This window comes from Brevibacillus brevis (assembly GCF_031583145.1).
Taxonomy (GTDB): Bacteria; Bacillota; Bacilli; order Brevibacillales; family Brevibacillaceae; genus Brevibacillus; species Brevibacillus brevis_E.
Map to the genome: position 1 here is coordinate 3,565,525 of NZ_CP134050.1, position 11,418 is coordinate 3,576,942.

Sequence of the window (11,418 nt, forward strand, 5' to 3'; positions counted from 1 at the left end):
AAATTTTCAAACCGTAGATCGTTGGTCATATTTTACAGTAAGCCTTTGGAGCTTGACTAGTGAATTATGAGCGAGTGCCATTCAGAATCATCTGGAACATCAGAGAGTAGCCCATGTCCCCCTTGATTTTCAACTGGCCGGTCACCAAAGCTACAGTCGGATTCAGCTTGCCTTCCGCCCATCTGATAAAATTTGTGTCAGAAAGCTCAAGTGTGCACGTAGCCTCATCCGGAGTCCCTTTCGTATACGCAGCTCGATTTTGGCAAAGGGTCAACTGAAAATTCCCTCCTCCTTCCCCGTTCACGAACAAGTGGTATACAGCTTGAAAACCGCGAATCACTTGGGGCTCCCTGTTTATTTTTTCCACCAGATCCGCAAGTGTTTGCTCAACAGACACGAAACCTACACCTTCCCCTGTTTGAAGTCGTCTAATGCGAGATGCTCATTTTGGGGTGAAAAAAGAAAAGCCGGTAAACCCGGCTTACTTGACACGAACAGCGGTTCCTGTCGCGATGACCATCATCATTCCTTCACGGAGCGTTTCGAAGTCGAGATCGACCCCGATCACTGCGTTTGCCCCCAGCGCTCGGGCTTTCTCCTTCATCTCGCGGATCGCTACCTCGCGCCCTTCTGCCAGCTTGTTTTCGTACGTACCGCTTCTTCCCCCGATAATGTCCGTAATGCCGGCCAGGAAGTCGCGCACCACGTTGGCGCCCATAATGACCTCGCCGCTGACAATATCCAGATAGGCTTCGATCTCTCTGCCTTGCAACGTACTTGTCGTAGAAACAATCATGGGGAATGCCTCCTGTATAATCAGTTGTTTACTTCTCTTCTTTGTTTACGATTGATCCTTTGACAAGTTACATTTTTTATCCAGTCATGTAACCTTATCATCCAAAAGTGTATGCCTTCAAGCGAAAGACTATTCCCAAAAGCTTCCCTGCTCCCCTTATCAGATGGCAGCGGCTGGCGAGATCTTTTTGGTCTTGGCTGCCGTCGAGAGGAGACTGGCTCTCGCGATGTGTTCCCGCAACGGAGTCGAGCAAAAGCCCGGCTCGCGAAATCCGTCGATATGCCCGATCGCCGCAGAGACTTGTATATCGCAAATATCCATCGGCTGCTCAATCAGCCCCAGTTGCTGCTCGACCCGCTCTTCCGAAGCGGAAGTAATCAAAATGAATTCGTCGCCTGCATAGCGGCAAAGGTAGTCGTCCTTGTCCAGGACCATCGAGGACAGAACAGCGGAGAATGTCCGGATGACATCGTCGCCAAACGGGTGGCCGTATTTCTTGTTGATTTTTCCAAACTCATTCACGTCGATGAAAAACAGATGGAACGGTCTTTGCTCTTTTAACAGCTTTTCCCCTACGCATAGGATGAAAGGAGCGCGGTATAAACCGGTCAATGGATCGAGCCATTCCGCCAGTTTGATCTGGACAGCCTCCCTGGTCACGACACCTATCAACCTCTCCTGATCCATCACCAGTACGAGGTCGGTGTCATTATTCTCAAAAAAGTCATGGGCTTCCCATACGTTTTGCTCCGGAGACATGGGAGGTGGAGGGTCTGCCATTGCATCCGCCACGATCCGGTTGGGATGGGCTGCTCGCACATGCCTCGACAGCAGGATTCCCGTCAGTACTCCGTGATCCACAACAACCAGCGTATCTGTGCTGTATTCGTTCATTTTCTCTGCCGCATGCTGCACACTTTTGTCAGAGCTAATGGTGCAAATCGCCGTTGTCATGATTTCCGAGAGTTTCATAACAGGTCTACCTCCCGCTGGACGGACATTGCAATCTTCAGTTCCGAGCGCAGAACCATCGAATCGCTGATCATTCGTTCTGCTTCTTCCAAAATGATGGTCATCAGCCTTTTTTCATCGATCATCTGCAGAAGAGAATTTCGTAAAAGGACCGCTTCAATTTTCGGGTGATCCATTTTGATGAGAGTGAACTGCTCAGGAGACAGCGCTTCCGCCATCCTCCTGACCGCTTCCGGTCCAATCGGCGCCCGACGGCCAATAATCAGCAAATCCTGCATAGGCGGAACTTCAAATTCGGATATTTTTAGCGTTAACGTTGCTTTCCGTGACGAGACATTATTTTCACCAATCATTTGTATACCTCCATTCCATCCGGGCATTCATTCGCCGGGCAGTCTGCCGGGCTTTCCGAATAAATACCCTTGCCCGATCGCAACCCCAAGCCCCGCTGCGCAGGCAAAATCTTCTTCCTGTTCGACTCCTTCTAGAATCAGCTGCGCATCATCCCTGCAAAAATCTACGAACAGCTTGACTACTTTCTGCTTTTCTTGTGAACGGGACAAATCTTGCGAAAAGAAACGATCTATTTTGATGAAATCGGGCGCAATTTCAAGTATTTTGCGAAAAGTGGTCGTTCCATCCCCGACGTCATCCAACGCGATCAGAAACCCACACTCCCGCAATTTGGCAATTCTCTTCAAAAAAAGCGGTTCGTTCCATATTTTCCCTTCCATGATCGACTCGTTGATCTCCAGCACAATCTGGTTCTGGTACGGTGCATAGTCCGCGGAGAGCTTTTGAATGAAAGCAGGGAAAGTTTCGTCAACGATCGTGGAAGGAAAAATATTGACAAACAGAAGCTCGTGGCGATAGCGCTTTTGAGACTGAAAGAACGACCGGAGCGCGTAATACATGGACAGCGTGTCGAACTCCAAAAGCTCTTTTTGTTCTTTTGCAGTCTGAAACAGCTCCTCCGGATTTGCATTTCTTGAACTTCGGAGCAGGGCTTCGTACCCCATTCGCTTTTTCCCCGGTAGGCTGCAAATCGGTTGAAATACATGGTAGTATTCCTGTTTTTCAAATAAGTTCGCAATGCTTTCCATTAGTTTTCCTTTCCCTTTCTCATTCCTAGCAAAAGATGAACACAAAGAAAAAGCTTCTCCCGATCGAGAGGAGCAACAGTGGCAGGCTTGCCTTTTATACATTGCCGGGAAGTGATCCATATACGAAAACAAATAGTTGCGATCATAACGATTCGGCCTTGAAACCCTTGCCGATTTCCTTCTCACGAAAACGACAGGAATATTCGCTCACGAATCCCGCCTTTTCGGTTCGACATTTTGTGTCTTTATCCCTAATCATTCGCCATTTTTTTGCAAATTCCTTTCCAAATGATGCTAATTGCCTATAAAAAAATATAAACAAGTCGGGATTGTCATGATTTCGTAAAAATATGGAAGGGAATCCCACTCAAGCAGACTCACCTCCATGGGGATCAGGCCAGCCGTCAAACACCCGGCTGGCCCCAGGGACATATGCTGATGGGAAAGGAGAAAGGGGGAAGGAGGAAGCCATGGCACAATCAAAAACTCATTCCATCCGCGTTTCGGAAGGTCATTCGTTTGTTCTTACGTTTGCATCAAATCCAAGTACGGGCTATCAATGGTTTTTGTCCAATCCATTGGACAATCAGTATCTATCCTTGGCCGCGAACGAGTACGTCCCTCCCACGTCGCCATCCCGCATCGGACAGAGCGGTCATCAACTCTTCACCTTTCATGCCCTGCAAAAGGGGATGACCTCCATCGCAATGAAATACTGCCGCCCGTGGGATGCGGGCGATTGCGGAAGCTTTGACTTCACGATCGTAACGATTACTTGAGAGGCCACTCTTTGCAAGTCACGCAGGAATCCCCCGGTCCAAGGCTCTGTAACGAATCGCCTCTGCTACGTGTACCGACTGAACACTCTCGGAGCCTTCCAGATCCGCGATCGTTCTCGCTACCTTGACGATTCGGTCGTAGGCCCGTGCACTTAGTCCGAGTGATTCAAAAGCCAGCTGGATCAGTTCCTGGCCTTCCTTGTCAAGCTTGGCATATCGACGAAGTTCACTTCCCGTCATCGCGCTGTTGAACGGACAGCCTTGCCTTTGCGCATATCTTTCGGCTTGTCGTTTTCTGGCTTGCTCGACACGCTGTCGAATATCTGCGGACGACTCTTCTGCCGTTCGCAGATTTAAAAGCTGGACAGGCACTCGTGGCACTTCCAGGTGCAAGTCGATACGATCCAATAGAGGTCCGGACAGCTTCGAACGGTATTTCTGAACCTGCTGAGGCGTGCATGTGCAGCTTTGCTGGTCCCGGGTGCCAAAGTAGCCGCACGGACAAGGATTGCATGATCCGATCAAAAGAAAACGAGCGGGGAACGTGAAAATTTGCTTGGCTCTTCCGATCGTAACGATACCAGCTTCCAGCGGTTGTCGGAGGACCTCCAGCACATGTCTGGAAAACTCCGGCATCTCGTCTAGGAAAAGAATACCGCCGTGCGAAAGGCTGCACTCGCCGGGCCGGGGGATTTGCGCCCCTCCTCCCACAAGCGCAGTGGCGGTAATCGTATGATGCGGCGCACGGAACGGGCGCTCTTGGATGAGCGCGCCCGTCCGCGGCAGCTGCCCCGCTATGCTGTATATCTTGGTCACTTCGTACGACTCTTCGGTCGTCATTCGCGGCATGATCCCCGGTAGACAGGTCGCCAGTAGCGTCTTCCCTGAACCGGGCGGACCAACAAGCAGAACGTTGTGGAAGCCGGCAGCAGCGATTTCCAACCCGCGCTTTACAAATTGCTGGCCGTAGACGTTGGAGAAATCAGGGCTTTCGCGATGATCTCGACCTGTCAGCAATGCAGCCGCACGTGTATGTTCTGCTTCAGCATTCACTGGCCGCAGTCCTTCTTTCCAGTAATGAACCGCGGAGGACAAATCAGGGGCAGGAAGCACGACAATTTCGACCAGCCGTGCTTCGGGGGCGTTTTGTTCGGGCAGGATGACGTGTGTAAATCCCGCCTGCCTCGCTTCCAGCAAGATCGGAAGCACGCCTGTGATCGGCCGCAGAGAACCGTCCAAGGCCAGTTCCCCCAAAATAAGGACTCGTTCGGGTCGAGGCGTGATCTGCTTGGAAGCCAGCAAGATACCAAACGCGATGGCGAGATCGAAGCCCGAACCTTCTTTGCGCTGGTCGGCAGGCGCGAGATTTACCGTGATGCGCTGCATCGGATAATCAAACCCCGCGTTTCGCAATGCGGCTCGTACACGATCTCGTGCCTCCTTCACAGCCGAGCCGCCGAGGCCCACCAGATCAAACTGCGGCAATCCATTGGCGATATCCGTCTCGACGGATACTACCATTCCATCTATGCCAAGTACGGTCCCGGAATAACTGCAAGCGTACATAATCGTTTCCCCTCCTCTTTCAGGGTAGGAAATGATAGAGGAGTGGGCAAATGTTTTTGAAAGTAGCTGAATGTTGCGGTCCAAAAAAAAAATAAGCCTTGATGTTCAAGGCTTCTCTCTCGCGACAACGATCTCAAGCATGTTGCAGGGGGAAATCTCAGCGATCGTTCCTTTTTAATAAGCCAGAGCGGGCTTCGAAGTCGGAATCTGCTCAAACTTCTTCTTCCTCCTCCAAATCCTCTTCCGTAATAAACACGATCTGAACGCCCACCACTTTCCCTTCCGAATTCCTTGCCACGAACGCCACATATCCGCCGTCCCCAAATCCCGAGCTGGATACTACGCCACCATTGATTACTCCCGCACCCAAATCGGTCAATGTCAGATCGCAGCACGAGGAGTACCACTTGTCGTCCGGGTCGAAGGTCGTCTCGCCTACGACTGAATCGTCATTTCTGTAGACGGTTCGCTCGAATATCCCTGCCTGACCGCTGTCCACCGCGACTACAAAGTCACACGCTTCCCAGGCTGCTTCGTCTTCCTCCCGCAGAGATTCGTGAAGAGCAAAAACAACCGCGCACCTTTCTCCCCACTCTCCTCCATCGATTTTCTCCACATAGGCGTTCCACTTCCCGGTCGAAACGTTCTCAAGGACACCCTGGCCCCAATTGCCCAAATCATAGCAAGGGTCAGAGACAACCAATTGTCCCGAATGACTCTCAAACACCCCTAAATGAATTCTCATCTGTTTCTCCTCCAGAACTGTAATATGTTTTTTGACGAATAGGCACCTTAAGCTGGCCAAGCCTTGGGCAAACGAACGCACCCCATTGAGATTGTCTCGCGCGGAAGGATGAGCCCGCGCTGCGAGTTTGTCGATCATATGTATGCTTCCTGCTAGTCAGTGTTCACCTACAAGGCAAAAGCTCCAAGAATTTGTCATGACGCAGCAGGGGGACGGAAGGCAGATCGATTTGGTCTGCTTTCCCGAGGCGTACCGCTTTCTTGTTCCGCTGATGGTTCATCCTTTCCCCTGCCTTGCCCTCGCTCTTGCTTTACCCGCCACATAATGAATGACGCCGCCCATCGCGAGTAGAACAATCCCTACGTTGATGGCTTGGTCCGCCAGATTGAGGATCCCTTTTCCGGAAGGTGACACCAAAAAGTCGGTTACGCGGCCAAATACGATCCGATCGATGGCATTCCCGATGGCCCCACCCGCCAAAAATCCCAAGGCGACATCGACAAGGGCCCCTCTTTTTGGCTCATGCTTACGGAAGTACAGGATCCCGATCACGAAAATGACAGCGACTGCTGCAAACAGTCGCGCATAGCCCTGGAAGAGGCTAAAGGCCATGCCCGCATTTTCATAGTGGGTCAGCTCCAGGCCCCAGAAGAAAACTGTTTCCCCTTCAGGCAAATGCAGACGGACGATGAGTTTGGTGAGTTGATCTGCGATGAGTACGAGGATCCAGGTCAAATAAAAAGGCATGGCAGGTCCTTCTTTCTCTTGTTGGGTTGTAACCCTTTATAGAGCCTCGGTCAAAATGGGCTATACTGCGATGTAGTGAAGAGGAGCCTTTTGTCGTGTTGAATCAAGGAAAGATTAGAAAAAAACCCTCTCATGTTCGCGACGCTATGAGAGGGTTTGCCGACTCTATCGCTATTCTACCACAATTGTGATTTCTTTGGCTTCTTCTCGGCCGGTCCGGCTTTGGGCAGCTTTCACTTTCAGCGTGTACTCGCCTGCTTTCTCAGGCTTCCACAGATACACTTTGCGGTAGATGCCGTTCTTACTGTCAACTTGTATTTTTGCCCACTACCAACGAGCCGGAGAAGTCGACAATGATCGGCTTTCAAAAAGCCCTGCAGACTATGTTCATACAGTGTCCACAGGGCTTTCGTCATCTATTCTTCCTTACTCGACAGTTACTTTAATTTTTACCGAATCGCCCTTGTATTTGGCGGTTATCGTAGCTGTTCCAGTTTTCTTGGCCGTGACGACTCCGTCCTTCACGGTAGCTACGGACGAATTGGAAGTGCTCCAAGTTGCTTTGGAGCCTTTCAGCGACTTGTCATCGTACAACAAGTAAATCGTGTCTTTCTTCCCTTTTTTAATGGTGATGGAGGTATCCTCTGCTTCCAGGCTGCCGCTGCTGTTGGAATCTTTTACGGTTACTTCGATTTCCACTTCGTAGCTTTTGTACTTGGCGGTAATGATTGCGGTTCCTTTGGCTTTCGCGGTGACGACTCCATCTTTCACAGTGGCGACAGACGATTTGGAAGTCTTCCAGGTAGCCTTGGAGCCAGTCAACTTCTTGTCGTCGTACGTCAGCTTAATGGTTTTCTTGTCGCCTTTCTTCATGGAAAGCTCGTCGGTGTCTGCCTCCAGTTTGCCGTCCGATGCTCCAGAACCATCGACGACCACTTCGATCTCAACCTTATCGTTTTTGTACTTCGCCGTGATGATCGCCGTACCTTTGCCTTTGGCGGTTACTTCGCCGTCATCAACGGTGGCTACGGAAGACTTGGATGTTGTCCAGGTTGCTTTTGAACCGGAAAGGGTCTCGTCATCATATTTCAGCTTGATTGTCTCTTTGTCGCCTTTATCCAGTTTCAGCTTGGTTTCGTTCGCTTCCAATTTGCCGGAAGTATTGGACTCGACACTGACATCAATCAATACGAACAGGTTTTTATAATAGGCAGCGATCGTTGCGGTTCCGTTCGCCTTTGCCGTAATCACGCCGTTTTTGACGGTTGCGACAGAGGTGTTCGAGGACGTCCAGCTGGCCTTGTTGTTTTCCAGCGTTTTGCCATTAAACGTCAAACGAACCGTTTGCTCGTTTCCTTTTTTCATGGAAGCCTTCGTCATATTTGCGTCAAGCGTATCAGGATTCGAAACGGTGGTTCTGATCTTAATGCTCTCTCCGCTGTACTTGACCGTGATGAACACAGTTCCGGTCCCTTTCCCCGTCACCACGCCATCCTTTACAGTCGCCACGGAGGAATTGGACGTGCTCCACGTAGCTCGAGTAGGATCGAGCTTTTGGCCGTTGTACATCACTTGGATGGTCGTGGTTTTGCCCTTCGTGACGCTGATCGCCTTCGAAGTCACAGTCAATCCGGTTGAATCCGCTGCGGCCGCAATCGCCGCGGTCTGCGCATGCGTAGTGGCAGGAAGCGCAAAGTGGACCGCGCAAACGGTAGCCAGCGCTAACGTGAAAGTTTGAAACAGCTTGCTCTTCATTCTCTTCATGAGTGTACCTCCAAAATTTATCCTATATCTGGTTTGACGGATGAAGTGGAAAAATGTCACATGAAAAACCCACTTTTTTTAGAAAAACATTTGTTTTTTGTTCTGTCAATTGTTTCACGCAAGATTTGTCGGATTATGCCGATGTATATAGTAGCGACAGTGATCCAACGTGTGACCGTCATAGCTCGTTGTGTATGAATATTCCTCGTTGACGATCAGGAATCAAAATCAAAAGGAGGATCATTTCATGTCTACCAAATTGCAAGCGCTGTTAGCATGCTTGGAAGATATTAAGGCAAGCCAGGTGGAGGATGTCTGTGTAGCTTTGACCGATACCGAGAAGTATCTCGCTTTTTTGCCGAGCGAGACGTTGAATCTGCACACGGAGCCTGGTACGCCCATCGAAGGAATTAAAGGGACCGTCACGGAAAGGGCGCTGCGCAGTGGAAAGAAACTGTCTCAGGAGCAAGGACCCGAAATCTGCGGAACACCTTACATATCGACGGCAACCCCTATTTACGAAGACGGACGCATCGTCGGCTGCCTCACGATTCTGACCTCGAACGCGAAGATCGAAAACATCCGTTCCGTCTCTTCCACACTCGCTGCTACCGTCGAAGAGATGACCGCGACAGCGGATCAAGTGGCGGCGGTCTCCCTTCATGTCAACGAGCAAATCCTCGGCGTTTCGCAGGAATCACAATTTGTGACGACGGAAATCGACAAGATCTTCAAAGTTCTTTCGTTCGTCAACGAGATGGCTTCCCAATCCCACATGCTCGGTCTAAACGCCGCGATTGAAGCTGCCCGTGCCGGTGAGCACGGCAGAGGCTTCAGCATCGTCGCCAACGAAATCAGAAAAATGGCAACGCAGAGCAAAGAAGCTTCTGAAGAAATCCAAAAGCAGTTGAAGTTCATCGAGACGTCCATGCACAAAATGAATGCCGCCATCCAATCCGTCAGTTCCCAGTCGCAAAACTCCTCGGCGAGCATCCAGGAACTGCGGGCAGCCTTTGAGCATATCGCAAATACCGCAACGGAATTGTATGACGAAATTCAAAAATAGTGACCAGCCCTATCCCCGCTTACTTATCGTGCGGGGTTTTTTACGGCAAAAAAAACTACGACTGACCAATTAACTAACAAGGATTTCCAAGACCTCTGTCGAAGTTAGTCATTAGCCTATTTGACGGAGGTCTTCTCATGCCTTTACCCAAGAATCGTGTCATTCCTGAAAAGAAAATATACTTTCGGCCAGAGATACAGCATTGCCCGCACTGTGGCACGAAACTCAGGCGACATCATACCGCATGGAAAAAGAATGTCATCACACTTGCCGGTGTTATCCAAGCTTGGAGTATGGCTTATGCTTGCAGCAACGCAGATTGCTCATACCCCAGAACCTATTACAAATCCGCTGAAGCTGAGCTTCTCAGCATGAAACACACTTCCTACGGTTTTGACGTGCTAGCGTTGGTTGGTCAGCTTCGGTTTAAGCAACATATGACAATCGGCGAAATTACGGAAACGTTGAATCAGCGCGGGGTAACCACGTCAGAACGCAATTCTCAGCGGTTGTACGAACGTTATCTTACCTTGCTCCGCGCTAGCGTGACGGATCACGTCAAGCAAGCACTCAAGCAAGTTGTTCAGGACCGTGGCGGTATCATGATTTCCATGGACGGTGTTCAGCCCGAGAAAGGCAATGAGACGCTCTATGTCATACGAGAAGTATTCAGCGGAACGATCCTGTCTGCACAAAATCTAAAGAGTAGCTCCGCAGAAGAACTTAAGAAACTCATCCTGCCTGTTATCGAACTGGGATTTCCCATCATCGGGATCGTTACGGATGGTCAACAATCCATCCGAATGGCCATGGAATCGTTACTGCCGGACGTGCCGTACCAATACTGCCAATACCACTATCTAAAGGACATTGCAAAGCCTGTTGTCGATTTAGACCGCAAGCTCAAGACAGGAATCAAGAAGAGCCTCCGTGGTATTCGCGAAGTCGAGAAGCGAATCGAAAACGATGCCTCTACAGAAGCAGAGGTGGCAAAAGATTACGTGGCGGCCATTCGTTCTGTGCTCCTCGAAGACGGCAATCCCCCACTCGATCTACCGGGCATACGTGTTTATGAAAATGCTAGAGCCATTCAGGCTTCCCTCGAACGATGCCTGAGTAAAAAAGGGGCCCTCTCTGCTCAAAAACCTAATCAGAATTTTCGATAAATTGGATGATTTTGAAGAGCAATATGCTACCGTGATGCGCTGGTCCAAACCGATTCACCACGTTGCCGGGATCTTGAATCCAAGCATAGATAAACGAAGTGAAACGGTTCGATTTCATATGCAGCATCTGTTAGATTGGGTTGAACAGACGTACACCAGCAAAGACGACTTGCCAATGGTTGCAAATCTGAAAAGCTACTCCCGGGGGTTTTGGAAAGGCCTGTTTACGTGTTACGACCATCCGCATGTCCCACGAACGAACAACGACCATGAGCGCTTCTTCCGCCAGACGAAGACCCGGCATCGACGGATGACGGGTCTGAGAAGTTGGAACGAATATATCCTCCGAAGTGGTGAAATGGTCGTATTTGTCGATGACGCACTTCACCAGAGTAATGTGTTAAGTAGACTTCAGTCTGTAAACTACCTTGATTTTAAAAATGAACGCCTGCGTTGGTCTGCTCGTTTGAGTGAAGCTACCAAACGCAGACGATTCCGAACGAATACAAGTGTGTACCTGGAACAGGCCGAAAATGCTTACTGTATGTTAATTGGTCAGTCGTAGAAAAAAAATGCCTCCCAGCAGCGCCGGGAAGCGGATGATGATGCTTGGAGGAGTTTCATCGCGTCGAGTACAGTACATAGTACGCTGGGAGCAAGGCAGTTGATGTAGACATATCCCCAATAACCCGGCATCCAGGAGCCCTTTTTTTC

At 50.1% G+C, this 11,418-nt stretch carries 13 protein-coding genes; 4 read left to right on the top strand and 9 right to left on the bottom strand.

Annotated elements, in window-relative coordinates; translation table 11 throughout:
- Nucleotides 1-64: 64 nt before the first annotated feature.
- From RGB73_RS17690 to RGB73_RS17710, 5 genes are all read right to left on the bottom strand, one after another.
- Nucleotides 65-397 carry an SCP2 sterol-binding domain-containing protein gene (locus tag RGB73_RS17690; protein ID WP_310764040.1) on the bottom strand — a complete coding sequence of 111 codons (333 nt, stop codon included), beginning with the start codon at nt 395-397 and terminating at the stop codon, nt 65-67.
- Nucleotides 398-481: 84 nt separating this feature from the next.
- The gene (locus RGB73_RS17695) at nt 482-796 is read right to left on the bottom strand and encodes a YbjQ family protein (protein WP_310764041.1); all 315 of its coding nucleotides are present in this window, start codon (nt 794-796) and stop codon (nt 482-484) included.
- A 159-nt stretch (nt 797-955) separates the two neighbouring features.
- Complete coding sequence (locus tag RGB73_RS17700; protein WP_310764042.1) at nt 956-1,768, bottom strand: GGDEF domain-containing protein; 813 nt, start codon at nt 1,766-1,768, stop codon at nt 956-958.
- Nucleotides 1,765-2,121: a hypothetical protein gene (locus RGB73_RS17705; RefSeq protein WP_310764043.1), complete on the bottom strand. Its 357-nt coding sequence runs from the start codon at nt 2,119-2,121 to the stop codon at nt 1,765-1,767. The genes RGB73_RS17700 and RGB73_RS17705 overlap by 4 nt, the downstream gene beginning before the upstream one ends.
- 27 nt (nt 2,122-2,148) lie before the next feature.
- Nucleotides 2,149-2,871, bottom strand: coding sequence for an EAL domain-containing protein (locus RGB73_RS17710; protein ID WP_310764044.1), 723 nt, complete (start codon nt 2,869-2,871; stop codon nt 2,149-2,151).
- Nucleotides 2,872-3,341: 470 nt separating this feature from the next.
- Here RGB73_RS17710 and RGB73_RS17715 point away from each other — a divergent pair, with 470 nt between their 5' ends.
- Complete coding sequence (locus RGB73_RS17715; protein ID WP_310764045.1) at nt 3,342-3,650, top strand: protease inhibitor I42 family protein; 309 nt, start codon at nt 3,342-3,344, stop codon at nt 3,648-3,650.
- A gap of 18 nt (nt 3,651-3,668) precedes the next feature.
- On the opposite strand, the gene RGB73_RS17720 is transcribed toward RGB73_RS17715, so the two are convergent.
- From RGB73_RS17720 to RGB73_RS17735, 4 genes are all read right to left on the bottom strand, one after another.
- On the bottom strand, nt 3,669-5,216 hold the full coding sequence (locus RGB73_RS17720) for a YifB family Mg chelatase-like AAA ATPase (RefSeq protein WP_310764046.1): 1,548 nt from the start codon (nt 5,214-5,216) through the stop codon (nt 3,669-3,671).
- Nucleotides 5,217-5,427: 211 nt separating this feature from the next.
- Complete coding sequence (locus tag RGB73_RS17725) at nt 5,428-5,961, bottom strand: DUF4241 domain-containing protein (protein ID WP_310764047.1); 534 nt, start codon at nt 5,959-5,961, stop codon at nt 5,428-5,430.
- Nucleotides 5,962-6,237: 276 nt separating this feature from the next.
- Nucleotides 6,238-6,708, bottom strand: a complete 471-nt coding sequence (lspA, locus tag RGB73_RS17730) for a signal peptidase II (protein WP_310764048.1) — start codon at nt 6,706-6,708, stop codon at nt 6,238-6,240.
- A gap of 426 nt (nt 6,709-7,134) precedes the next feature.
- The gene (locus RGB73_RS17735) at nt 7,135-8,472 is read right to left on the bottom strand and encodes an Ig-like domain-containing protein (protein ID WP_310764049.1); all 1,338 of its coding nucleotides are present in this window, start codon (nt 8,470-8,472) and stop codon (nt 7,135-7,137) included.
- Between the two features lie 247 nt (nt 8,473-8,719).
- On the opposite strand from RGB73_RS17735, the gene RGB73_RS17740 reads away from it, so the two are divergent.
- From RGB73_RS17740 to RGB73_RS17750, 3 genes are all read left to right on the top strand, one after another.
- The gene (locus RGB73_RS17740; protein WP_310764050.1) at nt 8,720-9,538 is read left to right on the top strand and encodes a methyl-accepting chemotaxis protein; all 819 of its coding nucleotides are present in this window, start codon (nt 8,720-8,722) and stop codon (nt 9,536-9,538) included.
- Between the two features lie 137 nt (nt 9,539-9,675).
- Nucleotides 9,676-10,704 (top strand): Ogr/Delta-like zinc finger protein, encoded by a 1,029-nt coding sequence (locus RGB73_RS17745; RefSeq protein ID WP_080597846.1) that lies wholly within the window; start codon nt 9,676-9,678, stop codon nt 10,702-10,704.
- 1 nt (nt 10,705) lies between these two features.
- Nucleotides 10,706-11,269 (top strand): transposase, encoded by a 564-nt coding sequence (locus tag RGB73_RS17750; RefSeq protein WP_310764051.1) that lies wholly within the window; start codon nt 10,706-10,708, stop codon nt 11,267-11,269.
- The last annotated feature ends 149 nt before the right edge of the window (nt 11,270-11,418 follow it).